Origin of the sequence: [Clostridium] clostridioforme AGR2157 (assembly GCF_000424325.1) — a bacterium.
GTDB lineage: Bacteria > Bacillota > Clostridia > Lachnospirales > Lachnospiraceae > Enterocloster > Enterocloster clostridioformis_A.
In genome coordinates, this window is sequence record NZ_AUJR01000006.1 from 35,728 (window position 1) to 58,373 (window position 22,646).

The 22,646-nt window shown below is 51.9% G+C and carries 25 protein-coding genes and 2 pseudogenes; 22 read left to right on the forward strand and 5 right to left on the reverse strand.

What is annotated here, in order from left to right; all coding sequences use genetic code 11:
- Positions 1-39 precede the first annotated feature (39 nt).
- The 12 genes from G614_RS0103170 (at position 40) to eutM (ending at position 8,360) form a co-directional block, all read left to right on the forward strand.
- Positions 40-375, forward strand: a complete 336-nt coding sequence (locus G614_RS0103170) for a BMC domain-containing protein (RefSeq protein ID WP_044917383.1) — start codon at positions 40-42, stop codon at positions 373-375.
- Entirely contained in the window at positions 372-824 is a 453-nt protein-coding gene (locus G614_RS0103175) for a EutP/PduV family microcompartment system protein (RefSeq protein ID WP_027640762.1), read from the forward strand. The genes G614_RS0103170 and G614_RS0103175 overlap by 4 nt, the downstream gene beginning before the upstream one ends.
- Positions 825-879: 55 nt before the next feature.
- Positions 880-2,022, forward strand: coding sequence for a 1-propanol dehydrogenase PduQ (locus G614_RS0103180; RefSeq protein ID WP_027640763.1), 1,143 nt, complete (start codon positions 880-882; stop codon positions 2,020-2,022).
- The gene (locus tag G614_RS0103185) at positions 2,019-2,768 is read left to right on the forward strand and encodes a hypothetical protein (RefSeq protein ID WP_027640764.1); all 750 of its coding nucleotides are present in this window, start codon (positions 2,019-2,021) and stop codon (positions 2,766-2,768) included. Before G614_RS0103180 ends, G614_RS0103185 begins: the two co-directional genes overlap by 4 nt.
- Complete coding sequence (eutJ, locus tag G614_RS0103190; protein WP_027640765.1) at positions 2,753-3,595, forward strand: ethanolamine utilization protein EutJ; 843 nt, start codon at positions 2,753-2,755, stop codon at positions 3,593-3,595. The genes G614_RS0103185 and eutJ overlap by 16 nt, the downstream gene beginning before the upstream one ends.
- 7 nt (positions 3,596-3,602) lie before the next feature.
- A complete protein-coding gene (locus tag G614_RS0103195) occupies positions 3,603-3,908 on the forward strand; it encodes a BMC domain-containing protein (protein ID WP_027640766.1) in 306 nt (101 codons plus the stop codon).
- Positions 3,902-4,168 carry a EutN/CcmL family microcompartment protein gene (locus G614_RS0103200; protein WP_027640767.1) on the forward strand — a complete coding sequence of 89 codons (267 nt, stop codon included), beginning with the start codon at positions 3,902-3,904 and terminating at the stop codon, positions 4,166-4,168. The genes G614_RS0103195 and G614_RS0103200 overlap by 7 nt, the downstream gene beginning before the upstream one ends.
- A gap of 42 nt (positions 4,169-4,210) precedes the next feature.
- The gene (locus tag G614_RS0103205) at positions 4,211-4,885 is read left to right on the forward strand and encodes a cupin domain-containing protein (protein ID WP_027640768.1); all 675 of its coding nucleotides are present in this window, start codon (positions 4,211-4,213) and stop codon (positions 4,883-4,885) included.
- A gap of 14 nt (positions 4,886-4,899) precedes the next feature.
- A complete protein-coding gene (locus G614_RS34915; protein ID WP_027640769.1) occupies positions 4,900-5,517 on the forward strand; it encodes a BMC domain-containing protein in 618 nt (205 codons plus the stop codon).
- A 45-nt stretch (positions 5,518-5,562) separates the two neighbouring features.
- A complete protein-coding gene (locus G614_RS0103215; protein WP_027640770.1) occupies positions 5,563-7,215 on the forward strand; it encodes an acetaldehyde dehydrogenase (acetylating) in 1,653 nt (550 codons plus the stop codon).
- A 137-nt stretch (positions 7,216-7,352) separates the two neighbouring features.
- Positions 7,353-8,012, forward strand: a complete 660-nt coding sequence (locus tag G614_RS0103220) for a phosphate propanoyltransferase (RefSeq protein ID WP_027640771.1) — start codon at positions 7,353-7,355, stop codon at positions 8,010-8,012.
- Between the two features lie 63 nt (positions 8,013-8,075).
- Positions 8,076-8,360 carry an ethanolamine utilization microcompartment protein EutM gene (gene eutM / locus G614_RS0103225; protein ID WP_027640772.1) on the forward strand — a complete coding sequence of 95 codons (285 nt, stop codon included), beginning with the start codon at positions 8,076-8,078 and terminating at the stop codon, positions 8,358-8,360.
- 324 nt (positions 8,361-8,684) lie between these two features.
- On the opposite strand, the pseudogene G614_RS29650 reads toward eutM, so the two are convergent.
- Positions 8,685-8,831 (reverse strand): annotated as a pseudogene (locus G614_RS29650) (sugar O-acetyltransferase); the annotation flags it as partial.
- A 47-nt stretch (positions 8,832-8,878) separates the two neighbouring features.
- Positions 8,879-10,735: a sigma-54-dependent transcriptional regulator gene (locus G614_RS0103235; protein WP_027640773.1), complete on the reverse strand. Its 1,857-nt coding sequence runs from the start codon at positions 10,733-10,735 to the stop codon at positions 8,879-8,881.
- Between the two features lie 164 nt (positions 10,736-10,899).
- On the opposite strand from G614_RS0103235, the gene G614_RS0103240 reads away from it, so the two are divergent.
- Genes G614_RS0103240 through pdxA form a run of 5 tightly spaced genes read left to right on the forward strand, consistent with a single transcriptional unit; the run spans position 10,900 to position 16,595 of the window.
- Positions 10,900-12,129: a four-carbon acid sugar kinase family protein gene (locus G614_RS0103240; protein WP_027640774.1), complete on the forward strand. Its 1,230-nt coding sequence runs from the start codon at positions 10,900-10,902 to the stop codon at positions 12,127-12,129.
- A 3-nt stretch (positions 12,130-12,132) separates the two neighbouring features.
- Positions 12,133-13,410 carry a nickel-dependent lactate racemase gene (gene larA, locus G614_RS0103245; protein WP_027640775.1) on the forward strand — a complete coding sequence of 426 codons (1,278 nt, stop codon included), beginning with the start codon at positions 12,133-12,135 and terminating at the stop codon, positions 13,408-13,410.
- Positions 13,411-13,466: 56 nt separating this feature from the next.
- On the forward strand, positions 13,467-14,609 hold the full coding sequence (locus G614_RS0103250; RefSeq protein ID WP_027640776.1) for a glycerate kinase: 1,143 nt from the start codon (positions 13,467-13,469) through the stop codon (positions 14,607-14,609).
- Between the two features lie 2 nt (positions 14,610-14,611).
- Positions 14,612-15,565, forward strand: a complete 954-nt coding sequence (locus G614_RS0103255; RefSeq protein ID WP_027640777.1) for a 2-keto-3-deoxygluconate permease — start codon at positions 14,612-14,614, stop codon at positions 15,563-15,565.
- Positions 15,566-15,584: 19 nt separating this feature from the next.
- Positions 15,585-16,595, forward strand: a complete 1,011-nt coding sequence (gene pdxA, locus G614_RS0103260) for a 4-hydroxythreonine-4-phosphate dehydrogenase PdxA (RefSeq protein ID WP_027640778.1) — start codon at positions 15,585-15,587, stop codon at positions 16,593-16,595.
- A 278-nt stretch (positions 16,596-16,873) separates the two neighbouring features.
- Here the strand turns inward: pdxA and G614_RS0103265 are convergent, their stop codons facing one another.
- The 3 genes from G614_RS0103265 to G614_RS32410 are packed head-to-tail and all read right to left on the reverse strand — an operon-like array spanning position 16,874 to position 17,993.
- Entirely contained in the window at positions 16,874-17,668 is a 795-nt protein-coding gene (locus G614_RS0103265) for a M55 family metallopeptidase (protein WP_027640779.1), read from the reverse strand.
- Between the two features lie 47 nt (positions 17,669-17,715).
- Positions 17,716-17,865: an alanine racemase C-terminal domain-containing protein gene (locus G614_RS34920; protein ID WP_242827990.1), complete on the reverse strand. Its 150-nt coding sequence runs from the start codon at positions 17,863-17,865 to the stop codon at positions 17,716-17,718.
- Complete coding sequence (locus G614_RS32410; RefSeq protein ID WP_027640780.1) at positions 17,814-17,993, reverse strand: alanine racemase; 180 nt, start codon at positions 17,991-17,993, stop codon at positions 17,814-17,816. The genes G614_RS34920 and G614_RS32410 overlap by 52 nt, the downstream gene beginning before the upstream one ends.
- Positions 17,994-18,269: 276 nt before the next feature.
- On the opposite strand from G614_RS32410, the gene G614_RS0103275 reads away from it, so the two are divergent.
- The 5 genes and pseudogenes from G614_RS0103275 to G614_RS0103295 all read left to right on the forward strand — a co-directional run.
- Complete coding sequence (locus tag G614_RS0103275; protein WP_027640781.1) at positions 18,270-19,196, forward strand: ABC transporter permease; 927 nt, start codon at positions 18,270-18,272, stop codon at positions 19,194-19,196.
- A 9-nt stretch (positions 19,197-19,205) separates the two neighbouring features.
- Positions 19,206-20,150 (forward strand): ABC transporter permease, encoded by a 945-nt coding sequence (locus tag G614_RS0103280; protein WP_027640782.1) that lies wholly within the window; start codon positions 19,206-19,208, stop codon positions 20,148-20,150.
- 10 nt (positions 20,151-20,160) lie between these two features.
- Complete coding sequence (locus G614_RS0103285) at positions 20,161-21,159, forward strand: ABC transporter ATP-binding protein (protein WP_027640783.1); 999 nt, start codon at positions 20,161-20,163, stop codon at positions 21,157-21,159.
- Positions 21,159-22,145: an ABC transporter ATP-binding protein gene (locus G614_RS0103290; RefSeq protein ID WP_027640784.1), complete on the forward strand. Its 987-nt coding sequence runs from the start codon at positions 21,159-21,161 to the stop codon at positions 22,143-22,145. The genes G614_RS0103285 and G614_RS0103290 overlap by 1 nt, the downstream gene beginning before the upstream one ends.
- A 4-nt stretch (positions 22,146-22,149) precedes the next feature.
- Positions 22,150-22,602 (forward strand): annotated as a pseudogene (locus tag G614_RS0103295) (hypothetical protein); the annotation flags it as partial.
- Positions 22,603-22,646: the final 44 nt, after the last annotated feature.

Genomic DNA, 22,646 nt, shown 5'->3' on the forward strand with positions numbered 1-22,646 from the left:
TCTGCCAGAATGGAGGAGAACAAAGTGGAGAAAACGCTTATGCCGACAAGTCGGGTCGTGGAGGAATCTGTTCCCGGCAAGCAGGTCACGATTGCTCATGTGATCGCTTCTCCGGTTCCGGAGATCTATGAATCTCTGGGAATTGAGGGCAGGGGAGCGATCGGAATCTTGACGCTCTCTCCTTATGAGACGGCGATGGTTGCGGCAGATCTTGCGGCAAAGGCGTCGGATGTGGAAATCGGATTTCTGGACCGCTTTACCGGTTCGGTGGTGCTCTCCGGAGATGTGGAAAGCGTGGATGTGGCGCTTCATGCGGTGACGGATACGCTTGAGAGAGTTCTGGGATTCACCGTTGCCGAGATTACGAAGACATGAGAAAAAAACGAATTATGATTGTCGGAGCGGGAAGAAGCGGAAAGACGACGCTCGCCTCTTTTCTTGAGGGTGGCGGAGCCATCCGCAGATTTCCCAACATGGTTTACCGCCCAGTGACACTTGACACACCGGGAACGTATCTTGAGAGTCCTTGGATGCACAGTCACCTGATTGCAGCGGCACAGGATGCGTGCTGTATCGCGATGATCGCAGATGCAACCGAGCAGAGTTATTCCTATCCCCCGGAATTTGCAAAATCATTTCGGGTGCCGGTATTCGGAGTGATTACAAAATGTGACCTCGCGGAGGCAGACAGGACAACGGCAATGCAGGATCTTAGGCATGCGGGGGTGAAACCACCCTATTACGAGATTAACGGTCAGGATCCGCAGAGCATGAGAGAACTCAGAGAGAGATTGATTTCTCTTCTGCATAAAGCGTCGACTTAAAAAATTGAAAAAAAACTTGTGAAAGAAGAAAATTGGAAGAAAGGAGGGCCAGAAGATGGGACAGTTTCTGATGAGCACCCGTGTTTACATGGGGGAATCCTCGATGGAGGAGGTGAAGGGACTCGGCATCCGCAGAGCCTATATCATCTGTGATCCATTTATGGAAAAATGCGGAAGAGCCGGAGAGCTGGCAGGACTTCTCGCCGAGGCGGGAGCCGAGAGTGAAATCTTTTCAAAAGTAGTTCCGGATCCGTCGATTGAGGTCGTCACAATGGCGATTCAGGGGATGAAGGCGATGAAGCCGGATGCAGTCCTTGCACTCGGCGGAGGTTCTGCAATTGACACGGCAAAGGCGGCAAGCCATCTGTATGCGTCGATGAACAGCGGAGAGAAACCGATGCTGATTGCAGTTCCGACTACGAGCGGAACGGGAAGCGAGGTGACTTCCTTTGCGGTGATCTCGGATACCCAGGCGAAAGTCAAGTTTGCCCTTGTGGATCAGGCGCTTGTTCCGGATGTCGCACTGCTCGACCCGGATCTGACTGCATCCGTTCCGCCGTCAATCACGGCAGACACGGGAACGGATGTGCTGACACACGGTCTTGAGGCATACGTCTCCACGAAGGCAGATGATTTCACAGATGCCTGCGCAGAGAAAGCGATCAAACTTGTGTGGGAGTATCTGGAGCGCGCAGTTGCAGACGGATCGGATATGGAAGCGAGAGAGCATATGCACAATGCCTCCTGCCTTGCAGGAATCGCATTCAGCAATGCTTCGCTTGGAATCTGCCACAGCCTTGCACATGCACTCGGCGCACATTTCCACATTCCGCACGGAAGAGCAAATGCGCTTTTGCTGACGCACATTATCGGCTACAATGCAGGACTCGAGCTTGTGGAGGACAGCGAGACACTTCTCCGCTATGAAAAGATTGCAAATATGCTTGGAATCGGAGGAGGAACGCCGAAGGCAGCTGTTTACGGTCTGATCCGTCAGATCAAGAACCTGATGCAGAGAATCCATATTCCGGCATATGTGACAGATCTTTCTGTGGATCGGGAGGCATTTGAGACGGCGATTCCGGAGATGGCAGGACGTGCGATGGAAGACAACTGCACGGTGACAAATCCGAGAACCCCGAGTCAGACAGAGCTTGAGAACCTTTACAAGAATCTCTGCAAAGGGGGACCTGTATGAAATTCATTACCGAGGAAGATTTGAGAGCGCGTTATCAAAACGAGCACTTTACGTCTTACCGGCTGGAACCCGGGAGCCGGCTGACGCCAGGAGCGAGACAGTATTTAAGCGACCTCGGAATCCGGATGCCGGAAGAAGAACAGGGATTTAAGAAACGATTTTTTACAAGTTTTACAGGCGAGAAGAAAAGCAGTCAGGAAGAGACAGACGGGAAAAAGATGGAACAGACCGATCAGACCGGTCAGAATAAGGTCTCAGATACGAAAGAATCTTTGACTCAGAGTACTTCAAACTCCGTGATTGAAGATCAGGAGTGGAGATATACACTCAAGAGTATTCAGGCTAGATTTCTTGAAACGGGAATCGATCTTCTCTCAGTGGATGTGCTGATGGTGCAGGAAATCTTCGAGCTTGAGCGGGTTCTTTCCGAGATTGGAAGGGAAGAATCCGAAAAAGAAAAAGCAGGACTTGCCTGGGAGGGCGAAAAGAAGATCTGCCGGATGTGCAGTGGAATTTCGCCGGAGCGGGCAGGGGAGGCGATGCCGGACTGCTTTGAGGTGACCGGGTTTCATGCTCAGTCGCCGAAAGGAAGAGAGATTGTCAAACTTCACATTTTGCGCTGTGCGCTGAGAGAGTTTGCACTTCATCTTCCGGATGAGAGAAAGCGGATAGCCAATCAGGTGATCAACCGGCTGTCTCAGATGATATGCCAGTCCTTTGGAGGAAAAATATGTCAGAAGAATTAGCATTTGCAGAGTGTGACCGTCTGGTGCGGGAATTTGAAAAGGTGGTAAAAAAGCCGATAAAAAAGAAATCTTCTATTTATTATACCGGCGTGGATCTCGGAACAGCCTGTGTAGTCCTTGCGGTTCTGGATGAAAACCGCCGTCCTGTGGCAGGCGCATACCGGTATGCAGATGTGGTGAAAGACGGCATGGTTGTGGACTATATCGGTGCGATCCGCCTAGTGCGCGAGATGAAGGAGGAACTTGAGGAAAAGCTCGGAACCGAACTCATCTATGCGGCAGCGGCGATTCCTCCGGGAACTGATGCACTCGATGGAGGAGCAATCAAGAATGTCGTGCAGGGAGCGGGATTTGAGATCACCGCCCTGCTTGATGAGCCGACTGCAGCCAATCAGATTCTGAAGATCAAAAACGGTGCCGTCGTGGACATCGGAGGCGGAACGACCGGAATTTCCATTCTCGAGAACGGAAAAGTCGTGAACGTCGATGATGAGGCAACCGGCGGAACCCATTTTTCTCTTGTTTTGGCAGGGGCATACAAACTTCCTTTTTCCGAGGCGGAGATCTACAAGAGAAATCCGAAAAATCACAAGGAGATTCTTCCGGTCTTAAAGCCGGTGATAGAGAAGGTGGCAGCGATCATCAGCCGTCAGGTGCAGGGCTATGAGGTTCATGGTCTTTATCTTGTTGGAGGAACCTGCTGTCTGTCTGGAATCGAGACGGTGATTCAGAAAAAGACCGGAATCCAGACTTACAAGCCGGAGAATCCGATGTTTGTAACCCCGCTTGGAATTGCAATGAGCTGTACCGATCAGGAAATGGAGTGAGAACCGTATGGAGTATCGGATCATCAAATCGCCCGGTCAGGGCACCCTGGAGCTCCTCTCGAGGAGAAAGGGAACCGGAAATGCGAAACCGCTTGAGCGTGTGGATGCAATCGGACTCGTTCAGGGAAGACTGATCGACATGGTCTGTGCGGCGGATGTGGCGGAGAAAGCCGTGGGCGTGACTGTGGAGGATATCCGCGGAAGCTGTCCCCAAAATATGATTATGTTGGCAATCTTTGGAGATACCGCTTCGGTTGAGGCGGCGATCGAGGAGATCCGTCAGCGGGAAAAGGAGGGCCGGGAAGAATGGTGACGGCGAGACTGATAGACAACATCTGGGCGACCAGAAAGGCAGATGCCTTGAACGGGTGCAAGCTGATGCTGGCTGAGATTATCGGCGGGACGAGAGCCGGAGAGAGGCTTGTCGTCGTGGATATGATCGGTGCCGGAATCGGAGACCGGGTCCTCGTGACAACCGGATCCTCCGCAAGACGCATGATGGAGAACGATGAAAGTCCGGTCGATGCGGCAGTAACAGGAATTATAGATGAGGACTGCACCTTTGAGGAGTAAAAACTTCAGGGAGCAGACAGATAGATGGAGAGGAGTGAAGTCATGAAGCGTCTGGTTTGCGCCGGAGACATTGAGGCTCTGAAAAATGAGGGGAAGACGGTCTGTGTGACAGGACCACAGACGATTGTGACACCGGCAGCGCGGGATGCGGCAGATACATTTGGAATTACATTCTGTGAGGAAGAACCGAAAGCAGAGCCGGCAAAGACCGTGGTTTCGGCAGAAAAAGCACCGGCAGAGATCTGCGGGGCGGATGAAATCACAAGCGATCAGATCTACCAGATGCTGAAAGTTCTGATGGACAAGGGTCTGTTCGGAGAACTGTTAAAGTGCTGTAACACCAAGCCGTATGAGTCTGAGTCTTATGCGAACGGCCTCAAGGTTGTGCGCGGAAAAACAGTGAAGATGGATGTGTTTGACACAGGTGATCCGAATGCAACTGCCTATTATCAGGAACTTGTGAGCAAGGATGAGTCACATATGAGCGCGGGTTTTCTTGTGATTGACCACTCAGAGTTTGCCTGGGAGCTGACTTATGAGGAGATTGACTATGTAATAGAAGGAACGCTGACGGTCACGATTGACGGAAAGAAATATACGGCAAATGCCGGCGATGTTCTCTTTGTTCCGTCCGGATCAAAGGTGATCTGGGGATCTCCGGATAAGGCAAGAGTCTTCTATTCCACATATCCGGCAAACTGGGCGGATCTTCTGTAAGGGGGATTTGACACATGCAGGCACTTGGAATGATTGAGACGAGGGGAAGTGTTGCGGCGATTGAGGCGGTAGATGCGATGCTCAAGGCGGCGGATGTGACCCTTGTAGAAAAGACGCTGATCGGCGGTGGTCTGGTGACCGTCACGGTGACCGGGGATGTGGCTGCGGTGCGTGCGGCAGTTGATGCCGGCACGGCTTCCGCAGAACGTTTCGGAGCGGACCATCTGGTGACAAGTCATGTTATTGCACGACCGCATGAGGAAGTGGCAGGGATGTTTGATCCGAAGGATCCTTCTGGCAGTGAAGTCCCTTCCGAAGATTTTGAAGAGACGGAAGAGAGAACAGAACTTTCTGAGAAAGAGGTGGATGAGATCACTTCGATGAGTCCGGCAGAACCGGAGAATGAGCCGGTTCCGGAGCGGAAGAACGGAGAACTGAACCGGGAGTATTGCGACTGGCTGATGAAGAGGGAGGGAAAAGAGGCACTTCTTTCTGAATTGGAGCACACTCATGTGACGAAGCTTCGCAGTCTGGCAAGAAACTATCCAGAGCTTGGAATCGCGGGCAGAGAGATCTCGAGAGCAAACAAGTCAAAGCTGATTGAGGAATTGAGACAGTGGTATCAGTTATAGAAAATATGATCCGTTATAAAAAATGTGAGAAGAAAGGATAAAACAATGGAAAATTTTGATCTGGATTTGCGTTCCGTTCAGGAAGCAAGAAATCTGGCGCGTCAGGGTGCTGAGGCAGCAAAGAAGATGGCATGTATGACAGCAGAGCAGATTGACAAGATTCTGCGTAGTATGATTGAGGCAGCAGAGGAGCATGCCGCATGTCTGGCAAAGATGGCAGTGGAAGAGACCGGATTTGGAAAGGTGCTTGATAAGACCTACAAAAACCATGCCGCATCCACCCTGCTTTATGAGGATATCCGCGATATGAAGACTGTCGGAATTCTCTCCGAGGATAAGGCGAGAGGAATCCTTGAGGTTGCAGCACCGGCTGGACTGATCATGGGAATCGTTCCGTCAACCAACCCGACTTCCACTGTTATCTACAAGTCGATGATTGCAATCAAGGCAGGAAATGCAATTGTATTCTCCCCGCATCCGTCTGCAGCAAAATGTACCCTGCGCGCAGCAGAGGTGATGAAGGAGGCTGCTTTGAAGGCAGGTGCTCCGGAGGGCGTGATTGGCTGTATCTCCACTCCAACGATGGCAGCGACAAATGAGCTGATGCACTGCAAGGAGGTTGCTCTGATCATTGCAACCGGTGGTCCGGGCATGGTAAAGGCAGCTTACTCTGCAGGAAAACCGGCAATCGGTGTCGGCGCAGGAAACTCTCCGGCATACATCGAGCGCACGGCTGATGTGAAGGCAGCGGTATCCGCAATCATGGCAAGCAAGACTTTCGACAACGGTACGATCTGCGCTTCCGAGCAGTCCATTATCTGCGAGGAGTGCAATCACGATGAGGTTGTCGCAGAGCTTCAGCGCCAGGGCGCATACTTTATGACCCGCGAGGAAACCGAGAAGGTTTGTTGCCTGCTCTTCAAGAACGGCGGTCATGCAATGAATGCAAAGTTTGTCGGACGCACCCCACAGGTGATCGCACAGGCTGCCGGAATCAGTGTTCCGCAGACTGCAAAGGTGCTGATCGGCGGACAGGACGGCGTTGGTGACGGATATCCGCTCTCCTATGAGAAGCTGACAACGGTTCTCGCTTTCTACACCGTAAAAGACTGGCAGGAGGCATGTCATCTGAGCATGGATCTTTTACAGAACGGCATGGGTCACACAATGAGCATCCACACGAAGGATGATGAGATTGTCCGCAAGTTTGCTGTGAAGCCGGCATCTAGAATCCTTGTCAATACCGGCGGAAGCATGGGCGGAACCGGAATCAGCACCGGACTGAATGTTGCATTCACACTCGGATGCGGAACTTGTGGCGGAAGTTCCGTATCGGAGAACGTCAGTCCACTGAACCTGATCAATATCAAGAAGGTTGCATACGGACTGAAAAACTGTGCGACTTTGATCGAGGATGACTGCACTTTCCATCATCCGGAGCTGACAGGCAGACCGGCATCCGCAGTATCATCCTGCTGTGAGACCGCACCGACCGCATCGACCTGTTCCCATGAGTTCAGCCCAGCAGATATCGTGGCTTCCTTTGAAAAGAAGCAGAGCTGTGGCGGTGGATGCGCAGCATCCGTGGAGCAGTCGCTCACCAGCCAGAACGAGCTGAAGGCTGCCACAGCAGGATTCACAGATGACGCTCATCTGGCAGATCTTGTTCGCCAGCTTATCTCATCCATGAACAAATAAGAAATACAAAAAAGAATGAGACATTCTTCTAAAGTCTCCTGCAAACACCCCTTTAACTTGAAATTAGAGAGGACAGGGGCACATTTGACAGGGCGGGGGATTTTGGAGGGATAAGCACAACAGGGAGGAAATTATCCATGGATCAGTGCGAGGCACTTATGAAACTTATTATGGAAGCGGTCAAAAACGGAACAGACGCAAAGACGGATTCTGAGAAGAAGCCGGAAGCCGGAACGATTCCGGTCGGCGTCTCCAATCGCCATGTTCATCTCTCCGCAGAGGACTTGGAGACACTTTTCGGCGCGGGATATGAGCTGACAAAGCTCAGGGATCTCTCACAGCCGGGACAGTTTGCGTGCAAGGAGACTGTGACGGTATGTGGCCCGAAGGGGGCAATCGAAAAAGTCCGGATTCTCGGACCTGTCCGCAAGGCGAGTCAGATTGAGATTCTGGCAGGTGACAGCTTCAAACTGGGAGTAAAGGCACCTGTGAAACTCTCAGGAGATCTCGAGGGAACTCCGGGAATCACCCTCGTCGGACCGAAAGGTTCTGTTCAGACGAAAAACGGTGTGATGGTGGCACAGCGCCATATTCACATGTTGCTTTCCGATGCGGAGCGCTTCGGTGTGCATGACGGCGAACGCGTCTGCCTTGAGGTGGATGGTGAGCGTGGAGGTGTTCTGAGAAATACGGTGATCCGTGTGACGGATCAGTCCGCTCTGGAATATCATCTGGATATGGATGAGGCAAATGCAATGGGACTTGGCTCTTCTTCTACCGTGAGAATTGTGCGTTAGGGCATTTTTCAAACTAAAATTAAATTTAAAAAATAATTGAAAGAAAATCAGGAGGAAACAAACATGAAGTACGATGCACTGGGAATGATCGAGACAAAGGGACTGGTAGGATCTATCGAGGCAGCAGATGCGATGGTAAAGGCAGCAAATGTAACCCTGATCGGCAAAGAGTTTGTCGGCGGTGGTCTGGTAACCGTTATGGTTCGCGGTGATGTAGGTGCTGTAAAGGCAGCAACCGATGCAGGCGCAGCAGCAGCTCAGAGAGTCGGCGAACTGGTTTCCGTACATGTGATTCCGCGTCCGCATGCAGAGGTAGAGACCATTCTTCCGCATGTAAGCGAGAACTAAGAGATTGTAAATACAAAAAATACCATAAATTCCTTCAACCAAAACTAATTTTTCACTGATGTGATGTCAACCCAAACTGCTATGTAAATTGATTGACGAGAGACAGGTCGCTTCCCCACAAATGAGCGCCTGTCTCTTTTGGGTGTGTGCCGAGCATGGCTCTAATCTTACTGGTGAAAGTAAGCTTTGCATAGTTTTTAAGGAAAGAACCGGAGGTGGGTTGAATAAGAGGGCAATCTTTTCTGCCCCGGGAGGGGAGAGAAAATTTATTCTCCCTCTACCCTATTGGTTTTAATCCCACCTGGATTTGTTTATCACGGAGCGTTATCTGTTTTCCCTCATAACCCGGCAGGGATTTCCGTATGCAATGGTATCGCTGGGAATATCTTTTGTAACCACGCTCCCTGCCCCTATTACCACGTTGTCCCCAATGGTGACGTCCGGCATAATAATGGCTCCTCCGTCAATCCAACGAAACATGAAGCCTTATAAACATGAAGCGTTGTATTGTAACGGTGTTACCGGTTCAGATAACGCCACAAGGTAGTCCTGCTGATACCCAGCTTTTTTGCCGCGGATGTCTGGTTGCCCCCGCAGGTATTCAGCACGTAGTGCACGATGTCCCGGTTCATTTCATCCAGGGACTGGCTGGTATCCAGGCAGAATGGAGAGGGATGGGGGACTGGAAGCCTGGCATTTCCCGGGGCAGTATCCGCGTCCTTTTTGGAGGGCGCAGAGGATGCCTGGGCCGGGAAGGGAAATCCGGAAAACAGGACATCTTCCCTCTGGATTACCTCCTGTATGGTTTTGGCGCAGATATAGGGCCCTTCTGTCCGTATGACGGCCTCCTTTAGAATCCGTTTGAACTGGGTCCTGTTGTAGGGGTAGTCGTATTGCTCCAAAAGCGCGGCAGCCTCGTCGTCAACCCCCACAACCTGACGGCCCAGCTCCTGGTTCAGGGTATTGATATAGAGGCCGGCGGATGAGATGATGTCCTCCTTTTGTTCCCGCAGCGGCTTGATGGGAACCAGGATGCATCCCAAGGCATTGGTGTATTCGAACACCACATGGGGAGTGGCGCTTCCCGCGGGCTGGGTGCAGGAGAATATCAAATGATTGCGGACATGCATGTTTGTGTCCAGTATGATGGAGAGCAGCTGTTTCTGCTTTGTTTTTTGCAGTGCGTCCAGGTTGGAAATATAGATGGTATTTCCATTGTCCGTAAAAGGAGAGTTGTAATGCTTTGTGATGAAGTCCCAGCTTTTATCACTGATAAGGGAGCAGTTGATGACGTAGAGGGGATTGTCACACAGAGGGCTTTTGGCGTAATAGATATGGGCCACCCGGTCCTTTCCGGTGCCGATTTCCCCGGTTATCATTAGGCTTAAGGGGGAAGGGGCCGCATCCTCGGTGTTGGTGAGGATTTCCCGTGCCAGCTCCGTATTGCTGTAAAAGCTGTCCATGAAGCTGTTCTCCGCACCCTGCTTGTCCATGATGGTCACACCGTATTTTGAGTAGGCCAGGGGAATCTCGGAGCGCATGATATGGAAAATGATGTAGGGGCTCAGGGTCTCATCCACCAGATGGGAGTTGATGGAGTACATCTGGTTGTTTACTGTAATAAAGAAGGAGCGCTTCCGTCCGGTGCAGCATTGCTCCAATTCATTCTTAAGCTTTGCCTGTATGGGGACGGCGATTTCATCCTCCAGCGTGGTGTAAATGCATTCGCCTGTCTGGGACAGCACAAGGAAACGGTTGGCGCTGCTGTCCAGAAGCTGATGCATAAGGGACAGGGAATGATATAAATCCCTGTGGGTCTGCCATGTATAGACTGCCTGGTCAACAGCTGCCTTCAGGCTTTCCATGCTGGAGGTGAGAAGGATGGGGGTAATGCCAATGAGTTTGGCATAGTTGTAGGGCACTGTATCGCATATGACGGTCTTGTAGCCCTGTTCCTTTAATTTGTCCAGCAGGGAGCTGGCCTCGGACGTGGTGTTGATGGAAAATATGTCCGTAGGCATCTTCAGAACATTGCATATGCTTTTCGCAATGGTGGTCAGGGAGCGGAATCCCAGGACTGCAAATTTTGTCTTTGTGTTCTCCGCTGTTTTCAGGCAGAGAAGTACGTCGTAATAATCAATTCCAATATCAATGACAGGAATGGGCACGCCCTTTGCAATACGGCTTGCGGTGTTGGCTCTTGAGATGATGATGTCATAGTTCCTGTAATGTTCCTTTGCCAGGGAAAGTCCTGTCTCCACATTTCCCAGCATGGCTGTCAGCTGGATATCATCCCTCTGGCTTCCGTATCGTTTCATTAATGTTACCAATCCCTTATAGGGAGCAATTCCAAGTATCCTGACTTTTTCGCTCATTCTGCCTCCTCTGGAATATAGATTCTCTGAATGTTACAAATTTAAACATATTATACAACATTTTCCTTGAATTGAAAAGGCCCTCTATATTACAATAAACTACGGAGCTGATGAAAGAAACTGATATGTTTCGAAAATGAACAATAAAGGGAAGTTGGGAGCCAATGGAAGAGAGATATCTGATTATTGCGGATGATTTTACAGGGGCAAATGATACGGGAGTGCAGCTGAAGAGGAGAGGGTATCCGACGGAAGTCCTGTTTGCGGGAAAACCGGTGGATTCACAGAACTCCATTGTGATTGATACGGAGAGCAGAAATGCCTTGCCTGGTCACGCCTATGAAATCGTGCGTCATTCATTAGAACAGGTAGATTTCGGACAGTTCCGCTACATAATAAAGAAAGTGGATTCCACGATGAGGGGAAATATCTCCCAGGAAATAAAGGCAGTGGATGACGTATTTCATCCGGAGCTTTTGGTGTTTGCTCCTGCCCTTCCCGCCTTGGGAAGGACCACCATGGACGGTGTGCAGTGCTTAAGGGGCGTGGAAATCTGTAAGACAGAGTTGTCCAAGGACCCAAAGAACCCGGTGATGGAAGACAATCTGGTAAAGCTGCTGGAGCAGGTTTATGAGGAGCCGGTACAGTTAAAATATCTGCCGGATGTAAGAAGCCAGTCTTTCTCCCTTGACAGGGGACGGATTTTTGTATGTGACGCTGAGTCGGATGATGACCTGAAACGAATCATTGCTGCGGCCAGACAGGACGGGCGGCGGACCCTGTACGTGGGGACCGCGGGAATGGCGGACAATCTGATGGAACTGGAAAAGCCTGCCCTTCCGTCCCTCGGCGTGGTGGCCAGCATCAGTTCGGTGGCCAATGAACAGATGCATTACTGTGAAAGGGTCGGATACGCCATGGTCAAGGTGCCTGTGGCCCAAATCATGACGGGAACAGCCAGGCCCGATGAATACCGCGACATGGCAGTGGAATATTTAAAGAGCGGAATGGATACCATACTTCTTACGGATACGGCTTATGACAGGGAATTAATTGAGCTTTCCCAGGAAGTGGGGGAGAAAAGCGGTATGGATTTGACTGAGGTGGGGGATTATGTGCGTTCCCTTATCGGCAGGATGGCCAAAGAGGTACTGGACGCTGCAGAGGTATCCGGCGTGTATCTCACCGGCGGGGATACAGCCCTGGGAATGCTGATGAACATCGGGGCAGACGGCGCGGAGATATTGGCTGAAATCCTGGTGGGCGTCCCTCTGGTGCGGGTGAAGGGCGGAGCGTATGAGGGGCTCAGACTGGTAACAAAGGCAGGAGCCTTCGGCACAGAGGATGCGGCGGCTTTTGCCATGAGAAAAATAAAAGAAAGAGGAGGAATATAACGTATGAAAGAATTTTTACTGCCTTACGGAAAGGAAACATTGAAAGCGGAGATTGAGGACGCGCACCTTGCCGGTGTGCTTGTATCAGAACTCCATGATTACAAGGCGCCCATGGGCGGAAGCGAGCTGGTGCAGGAAGCCCTGGAGCATCCCATCGGGACTCCCAGGCTGTGCGATATGGCCATTGACAAGAAGAAGGTGGTGGTCATTTCTTCCGACCATACAAGACCTGTGCCCAGCCACATCATTATGCCTCTCATCCTGAAGGAAATCCGCAGGGGGAACCCGGATGCTGAAATTACCATCCTTATCTCCACAGGACTTCACAGGGAGACTACCAGGGAGGAACTGGAGTCAAAGTTCGGCCATGAGATTACGGAACATGAAACCATCATAGTTCATGACTGCGATGATACGGACAACATGGTCTATCTGGGCAAGCTGCCCTCAGGCGGAAACATGTATATCAACAGGCTGGCAGTGGAGGCGGACCTGCTGGTTGCAGAGGGTTTCATTGAGCCTCATTTCTTTGCCGGATTTTCAGGCGGAAGAAAGAGCGTGCTTCCGGGCGTGGCAAGCCGTGAAACAGTTATGTACAACCATAACTCAGCCTTTATTGATGATTCGCACTCCAGGACCGGCATCATTGAGGGCAACCCCATTCACAACGACATGCTGTACGCCGCCAGGGTGGCAGGACTGGACTTCATCGTCAATGTGGTGATAGATTCCGCCCATGACCCTATTTTTGCGGTGGCAGGCGACTGCGACCTGGCACATCGTGTGGGCAGGGAGTTCCTGGCTTCCAAGTGCCAGGTGGATGCTGTTCCTGCGGATATTGTCATTTCCACAAACGGCGGCTATCCTCTGGACCAGAATATTTACCAGTCCGTAAAGGGCATGACGGCTGCAGAGGTAACGGTAAAGGAAGGCGGCGTCATTATCATGCTTTCCAAGGCGGCTGACGGCCACGGCGGCAAGTATTTCCATGAGACCTTCCGGGACGAAAAGGACTTGAACCGCATGATGAAGACCTTCATGGACAGAAAGCCGGAAGAAACCATCATAGACCAGTGGCAGTCACAGATTTTTGCCAGGGTTATGTTAAAGGCCAGGATTGTGTTCATATCTTCCTGCGACGACCAGCTGGTGGAGGAGCTTCATATGATTCCGGCCCACAGCATGGAGGAGGCCCTGGAAAAGGCAAAAGCAATGGTGAATAAGGAGGATTATAAGGTAACAGTGATTCCGGACGGGGTGTCTGTTATCGTAAGAGAATGAATTATCATTGTAAGGGAATGAATTGTCATCGAAAAAGAATAAAGAGGGATATGGCATTGAAGTTCATTTTAATACCTGATTCGTTTAAGGGAACCTTAAGCTCCAGCCAGATATGCGGAGTGATGGATGAGAAAATAAAGAAGCATTTTCCTGACAGCCGGACTGTCTCCATACCGGTGGCAGACGGGGGCGAGGGCTCTGTGGACGCCTTTATCACGGCTGTGGGCGGTGATAAGGAGTATGTAACGGTTAAGAATCCCTACTTTGAGGACATGCAGTCCTATTTCGGACTGATAGACGGAGGGCAGACAGCTGTTATCGAAATGGCGTCCTGCGCCGGACTTCCTCTGGTGGAGGACAGGAAGGACCCAAGGCTCACCACCACCTATGGGGTGGGACAGCTGATTCTTGCCGCGGCGGGCAAGGGCGTTAAGAAAATCATAGTGGGGCTGGGCGGCTCGTCCACCAATGACGGAGGCTGCGGCGCTGCTGCCGCGGTTGGCATTAAGTTTTATGACAGGGACGGCAGGGAGTTCATACCCACAGGCGGCACCACGGTTGATATTGACAGAATCGACCTGTCCGGAAGGAACAGCCTTCTGGAGCAAGTTGAAATCGTAACCATGTGCGATATTGATAATCCCATGTACGGACCAACGGGAGCCTCCTGTATCTTCGGCCCCCAAAAGGGCGCGGATGAGGCCATGGTCCTTCAGCTGGACGAGGGAATCAGGAATCTGAGCAGGGTCATTGCCCAGGCAACAGGGACAGACATAAGCCAGGTACCGGGAACCGGCGCCGCCGGAGCCATGGGAGCGGGCATGATTGCGTTCTTTGGTTCCAGGCTTCAGATGGGTATCCAGACCGTGCTGGATACGGTGCGGTTCGGTGAAATCATTGGCGATGCGGATTATATCCTTACAGGCGAGGGAAAGCTGGATTCCCAGAGCCTCCGGGGCAAGGTAGTGATTGGAATTGCGGAGCGGGCCAAACAACAGGCCAAGTCCGTGATTGCAGTAGTAGGCGGGGCAGATGACGATGAGATAGGAAAGGCCTACGATATGGGCGTGACAGCAGTGTTCCCCATCAACAGGCTTCCCCAGGATTTTTCCGTCAGCAGGCACCTCAGCCAGGAGAACCTGGCTTATACGGTAGATAATATTATCAGGCTTATAAAAGCCGGACAGGGGGAACATTAAGTATGAAGATTTTACAGGCAGTTAAGAAGATTCCGGGAGGATTGATGGTGGTACCGCTGCTTCTGGGAGCAATTGTCAACACCTTTTTTGGAAATGTATTGTGGAGCGCATTTGACGGCACCTTTACGACCTATTTATGGAAATCAGGAGCCATGCCCATTCTGGCTGTGTTCATTTTCTGTAATGCCACCACCATTAATTTTAAGAAGGCTGGTGTCACTGTATACAAAGGCGTGGTCATCACCGCGGTGAAGGTTGGAATCGGCATTATCATCGGACTGATTTGCGGCACCCTTTTTGGCGAGAAGGGATTCCTGGGACTGTCTACCCTGGCTATTGTAGGCGCTCTGGCTAACTCAAACGGCGGACTGTATGCGGCCCTGGCCGGAGAGTACGGAGATGCGACCGACGTAGGCGCCGTTTCCATTCTTTCCATCAATGACGGCCCCTTCTTTACCATGGTTGCCCTGGGAGCCGCCGGTGTTGCCAAGATACCCATGTCTATCCTGATAGGCTGTATTGTCCCTGTTATCGTGGGATGCATACTGGGCAACCTGGACGAAGATATCCGCAAGTTCTGTGAACCGGGCGCCACCATGCTGATTCCCTTCTTCGCATTTCCTCTGGGGGCGGGACTGAACATCATGAACCTGTTAAAGGCAGGAGGCCCCGGAATCCTTCTGGGCGTTGCCTGTACCCTGATTACCGGTCTGGCGGGCTATCTGGTTTATAAGCTGCTGCGCATGGACCACCCGGAAGTGGGCGGAGCCATTGGAACCACAGCCGGCAACGCGGCTGCCACGCCGGCGTCGGTAGCAGCTGTGGACGCCACACTTCTGGCGGTGGCGGAAGCCGCCACTGCACAGATTACCGCTGCTATCATTGTGACAGCTATCCTTTGTCCCGTATTAGTTTCTTATCTGCATAAAATAGAGGTGCGTAAGCGTGGAAGATAGAAAAATAATAGGTATTACCATGGGTGACCCGGCCAGCATAGGCCCTGAGATTACCGTGAAGGCCCTGGCCGACCAGTCCATATACGAAGCATGCAGGCCCATTGTTGTGGGAGATGCCTGTGTCCTGGAAGCCGCGCTGAAAATCGTGGGACATGAGGAAATGTCTGTCCGGGCAGTAAAGGATGTGAGGGATGCTGTTTTTACCCACGGTACCATAGACGTACTGGACATGGGTCTGGTTTCCATGGATGAACTGGTGCGGGGGCAGGTGTCCGCCATGTGCGGGGACGCCGCGTTCCATTATGTGAAGAGGGTAATTGAACTTGCCATGGACGGACAGGTGGACGCCACTGTCACCAATGCCTTCAATAAGGAAGCTGTGAACCTGGCAGGACACCACTATTCCGGCCACACGGAGATTTATGCTGATTTGACCGGAACCAAAAACTATACCATGATGCTGGCCCATGAGAACGTGCGGGTGGTCCATGTGTCCACCCATGTGTCCCTGCGGGAGGCCTGCGACCGGGTTAAGAAGCAGCGCGTGCTGGATGTGATCCGGATTGGGGACAGGGCATGCAGGGAGATGGGATTTGAGAACCCCAGGATTGCAGTTGCCGGGCTGAATCCCCACAGCGGGGAGCACGGCCTGTTCGGGCAGGAGGAAATCCAGGAGATCATTCCTGCCATTGAGGCTGCCAGGGAAGAGGGCATTCAGGCGGATGGCCCTGTGCCTCCTGATACCGTTTTCTCCAAGGCCAGAGGCGGCTGGTATGACATCGTGGTGGCCATGTACCATGACCAGGGGCATATCCCCCTTAAGGTGGTGGGCTTTGTCTATGACCAGGAGAAGCAGGCCTGGGATGCGGTGGCCGGTGTCAATATCACCCTGGGACTTCCCATTATCCGTGTGTCCGTGGACCACGGAACAGCCTTTGACCAGGCAGGGACCGGAACAGCCAGCGAGCTGAGCCTGAAGAATTCCCTTGAGTATGCAGTTATGTTTGCAAGGAACCGGAAACCGGCTTAGGGATACACTTGAAGTGTTAACATTGGTGCTGGTGATTTTTACCGCATTGGCCTACATAGATAATCATCATAACAAAAAATGAGCTATCCTCTACCAGCCATAGAGGATAGCCCGTACTATAAATTACGTCTTTATCCAAAGTGCAATCATCAGACCCAAAAATGTCTTATGATTACCTCTAAATTGATTATACATGGGGTACTTGGATTTTTCAAGTACTCTTTTTCAGTTTCTTATTTGATTTATACCTGAATCAAACACGCTCCAGCCATCCCCGGTTACAGCACAAACATCCTGGCTGTCATCAATTCATTGATGGAGTGGGCCGTATAGGAAACCGTAAAATCATCGGTCATAACCATTCCGGGATAATAGGAAGCCCTAAGCGCCTGGAAATGGTCCTTGAAGTTGATTTCCATGGTAATGGTTTCAGGCACCTCCATATGGCAGATATCCTTTGACAGAAGGGCATTCTTTGCACCCTCCTCAATCAGTTCCCGGGCCATCTCAGGGGACAGGTTGACGGTGGCTGCGCCCATGCCTTCCTTTACCGCCACAGCCGTGATGCGGGGGTCGTATTCGTGGACATGGCCGCAAAGGTTCTTGTCGCCGCTGATGAATACGGAGGGAACGCCCAGGGAAGCGCCCACATAGGCGTGCATGAGGAACTCAGAGGCCAGTCTGCCGTTGAATTTAATGTAATTGGTCTTGCGGTTCATGGTATGGGCCAGCGGGCTTCCGTTGGTACCGGCAGGAGAGTGGTATCCCACAAACATGAGGGCGTCAAAGCTTTCATCCAGGCCGCAGACCATGGAATCCGGGGAGTATTTCCAGCCCAGGATAATTTTGGCCTCCTTGGGAAGAAGGGAGATATCCATGTTTCTGCCGGAGTCATGGGCATCCTTTATATAGATTTCCGTTGCGCCGGCTGCCAGGGCGCCTCTGCATGCCGCGGCTGCCTCCAGGGTCATTTCCCTGGCTAAGGGGCCGTGTTCCAAATCACCTAAGTTGGTTGAGTTCCAGGAAGTGGAGCCGGCCACCCCCTCAAAGTCTACACTGATATAAACCTTCATAAATGTCTTTCCTCCTGTATTGTGGTTTTTCTAAACAATATCCCGTTTTACGAATCTGCACCAGCTCGGGGTATAATTCTTCTGTCCGTTGTTTTATATTCACCGGTCAGGTCAATCATGCACTGGTCCATGCATACGACGCCAATCACCGGCACCTGTTTTCCTCTGAGGGTGACCACGGCCAGAGAAAATGGCATCCATCCTGCTCCAGGGCATTGACAGCGTCCATGAAGCGCCGGAACTGAACCTGGTTGGACTCGTCGTCCTTCAGGGCCAGATGGGAGTAAATGCCCTCCGGTTTCAGCCAGGGCATGGAGTGATTCATACCTTCTTTCCGTCTTGCGGCCGGTAACAGAGGTGAAAATTCCTTTCAGTTACAGAGCCCGGCTGCCTCAAATTTAATTATAGGTATTTCTGCCAGAAAATGCAATGTGAAACTGAGCCCTTTTTATTGACTTTTAACCTGCCAGTAGGTATAATTTTTAATTAAGTACGTCGGGCGAAGGCGCAGTGAGCTTACTGTTCTTTAAGTCGCCTTTTTTTTATACACAGGGCGGTTCAGCCCGATTTCAGCTTATCTAAGATAAAGGTGGGTATGGCAATGGCAAAATACATAATCAAGCGGTTGGCAGCAGGCGTGTTATCTCTATTTATTCTTATTACCATTACATTCTTTCTGATGCATGTCATTCCGGGAGGTCCTTTCAGTCCGTCTGAGCAAAGGAACGTGCCGGAAAAAATCCTGGAGCAGATTTCCGAAAAATATGGTCTCAACGACCCGCTTCCGGCCCAGTATGTCAGGTATCTTGGCAATCTCCTTCACGGGGACATGGGGACTTCCTTTAAAAAACAGGACACCACGGTCAATGAGCTCATAGCCAACGGCTTTCCGGTATCGGCAAAGGTGGGGGCGCTGGGAATCGCGGTGGCCCTTGCGGCGGGAATTCCGCTGGGAATCGTGGCGGCCGTGAAGCGGGGAAAGCTGGCGGACGGGGCCTCCATGGTGCTGGCCACCATCGGCGTTTCGGTGCCCAGCTTTGTGCTCTGCGTGCTGATGATGTATGTATTCTGCGAGAAGTGGAAGATATTCCCCTCCTATGGACTGACTTCGTGGAAGCATTATGTGCTGCCGGTGTTCTGCATGGCATTCTCCCAGGTGGCCTATATCACCCGTCTCATGCGATCCAGCATGCTGGAGACCATGCGCCAGGATTACATAAGGACAGAGCGCTCCAAGGGAGTGCCGGAATGGGAGGTCATCAGCAAGTATGCCCTTAAGAACTCCATACTTCCGGTGGTGACCTATGTGGGCCCGCTGGTGGCAACGCTGCTCACCGGTACGTTCATCACTGAGAAGCTGTTCAGCATCCCGGGACTGGGACGCTATTTCATATCCGCCATCACGGACAGGGATTATTCTGTCACACTGGGACTTACCGTGTTCTTAGGCGTAATGATTATTGGCTGCAACCTGATTGTTGACATCATGTACGCGGTGATTGACCCAAGAGTAAAGATTACGGAGTAGGTGAATAGGATGGAAGAGAGAGTTGAATTTACCATGTCGGATATGATTCCGGAAGAACTTCTGGCGGGACTTTCCGACGCAGAGCGGGAGATGGAATCCATTAACCGGCCCAGTATCTCCTACTGGAGAAACTGTTTCATACGGCTTAAAAAGGATAAGCTGGCCATGCTGGGCATTGCCATTGTGGTCATCATGACATTGGCGGCCATATTTGTCCCCATGTTTTCACCTTATACATATGACCAGACGGATTTTGGAAATGCCCTCCAGTGGCCCAACAGCGCCCATTTGTTCGGAACAGACAAGATGGGACGCGATATTTTCGTCAGGACCATGTACGGGGCCCGAATCAGTCTGTCCATTGGTTTTGCGGCGGCAGCCATCAACATGGTCATTGGCGTGCTTTACGGAGGCATATCAGGCTATGTGGGAGGAACCACGGATATCATCATGATGCGTGTGGTGGATATACTCACCGGCATTCCCAGCCTGATTTATATGATTTTAATTATGATGTTTCTGGGAAATACCATACAGAGCATCCTGATTGCCATGTGCCTCACCTACTGGATTACCACGGCCAGGATGGTCCGGGCCCAGATACTGACGCTGAGGGAACAGGATTTTGCCCTGGCGGCAAAGGTCTGCGGACTGAGCAAATGGCAGATTCTGATACATCATCTCATACCCAACAGCATGGGCTCCATTATCGTGACGGTCACGTTCCTGATTCCGTCGGCCATATTCCAGGAGGCGTTCTTAAGCTTTCTGGGCATCGGCATCCAGGTGCCGAAGGCCAGCTGGGGAACCCTGGCCAATGACGCCATAGAATATCTGTTTTCATATCCGTACCAGATGCTGTTTCCGGCGCTGGCAATCAGTATTACCATATTTGCCCTGAACTTTATCGGCGACGGGCTGCGGGATGCTCTGGACCCAAGACTTAAGAAATAGGTGGATGAACATGATGGAAGATACAATTTTAGAGGTAGAGAACCTGCGCACCAGTTTTGCCACAGACGCAGGCGGCGTGCAGTCCGTAAGGGGTATCACCTTCCATGTGGGGAAGGGAGAGAGCCTTGGAATCGTGGGGGAATCCGGCTGCGGCAAAAGCGTTACCATGCTGTCAATCATGGGGCTGCTGGAGGACAATGCCTCCCGCCAGGCGGATGCCCTGCTCTTTGACGGCGAGGACCTGCTTAAGAAGTCTCCAAAGGAAATGAGGAAGATTCAGGGAAACCGGATTGGCATGATATTCCAGGACCCCATGACCAGTCTAAATCCCCTGTTCACGGTGGGGGAGCAGATTCGGGGTCCCCTGATGCGCCATCAGAAGCTTTCCAGAAAGGAAGCAGATGTAAAAGCCCTGGCCATGCTGGAAGCAGTGGGGCTTCCCAGTCCGGAGCGCAGGCTGAAACAGTATCCCCATGAGCTTTCAGGCGGTATGCGCCAGAGGGTGATGATAGCCATTGCCATGTGCTGCAAGCCGGAGCTTCTCATAGCAGACGAGCCTACCACGGCGCTGGATGTGACCATACAGGCCCAGATTCTGGAACTGATGGCCCATATGAAGAATGAGTTTAACACCTCCGTCATATTGATTGCACATGACCTGGGTGTTATATCCAGCCTGTGTACCAGGGTTATTGTCATGTACGGGGGATTAATCATGGAGGAAGGGGATATCGAGGATATCTTTTACCGGACCGGCCATCCCTACACAGCGGGACTTCTGGCCTCCATACCCAAGAGGACAAAGGAAAAGCTGGTGCCAATTTTCGGCACGCCGCCTGACCTTTTAAACCCGCCAAAGGGATGTCCCTTTGCGGCCAGGTGTTCCCATGCCATGAAGCTCTGCGCGGCCCATCAGCCGCCCTTTTGCGACCTGGGAAACGGACATGTCAGCGCCTGCTGGCTTCACAATGAATCGGTGAAAGCCCGGATAGGGGAGGTGAAGCTGTGATGGCTCAATGTGCTGATACCAATAACTGTATTGAAGTAAATGATTTGAAGATGCATTTCAGACTGAAAAGCGGTCTTTTTTCCAAGCCAAAGGTGTTAAAGGCAGTGGACGGCGTATCTTTTTCCATTGCGAAGGGCCGCACCATGGGATTGGTGGGGGAATCCGGCTGCGGCAAGACCACGGTGGGCCGCACCATCCTTAAGCTGTACCAGGCAACGGCGGGTCAGATTCTGTATCAGGGAACGGACATCACCGGACTGAGCGACAGCCAGATGGTTCCCTACAGGAAGAAGATGCAGATGATATTCCAGGACCCTTACACCTCCCTGGACCCAAGGAAGAACATAGGTGACATTATAGCCGAGCCCATATGGGCCATGAAGCTGCACACGGGGAAGGATAAGAATGACCGCGTCAGGGAGCTGATCGAGATGGTCGGCCTGAAACCGGATCACTTAGGCCGGTATCCCCATGAGTTTTCAGGCGGACAGAGACAGAGAATCGGCATTGCCAGGGCATTGGCTGCGGAGCCGCAGTTCATTGTCTGTGATGAGCCCATATCGGCTCTGGATGTATCCATTCAGGCCCAGGTCATCAATATTCTGGAGGAACTGCAGGATAAGTTCCATTTCACCTACCTGTTCATTTCCCATGATTTATCCATGGTGCGCCATATCTCGTCGGAGGTAGGGGTCATGTACCTGGGCAGCCTGATTGAGTACGCCCAGGTGGATGAGCTGTATGACAACATGCTTCATCCTTACACCCAGTCCCTGATTTCCGCAGTGCCTGTGGCGGATCCGAAGCTGGCTAAGGGGAACCAGAGAATCATTCTGGAAGGGGATGTGCCCTCGCCCATTAATCCGGCTCCCGGCTGTCCCTTCAGAAGCAGGTGCCGCTACGCAAAGGATATCTGCTCCCAGGTAAAGCCGGAGTTAAAAGCAGTCAATGGCAATCATAAGGTGGCCTGCCATCTTTTTGATTAGACCAATGTGGTGCATGGCTGTTTCCATGCTGGCAGGGTGCGGCGGACAAGTTTCTGAGAAACCGGCTGAGAGCGGGGCAGCGGGGCAGACCACCCAGGCTTCGGGCGGGAAGGAAGACGGCTTCGGCAGCGAGGGCGGAAAGGTCATGACCTGCGCCATGCAGAAGGAGCCCGAGACACTGGAATCCCCTCTGACGGCCGGCGACTTCGAGTATGCCTGGAAGCGCACCCTGGCGCAGGATACAGTCTCTCCCGGCGCATGGTATCTGTTCTATCTGAAGAACGGCGAAGCATATAATGAGGGAAAAGCATCTGCCGGGGATGTGGGCGTCAAGGCACAGTCGCAGTACGGCGGAAGCGACGAGCTTAAGTCCTATGATCTGATAGGAACCTGCTATTATGACTTTAACTGCGGGAAAGACTACCTGTCGGATGCGCGGGTGAGGAAGGCGTTAGCCTCACGGCATTCCCACCAATCTGGACTGCTTCCTTTTCCGCATGG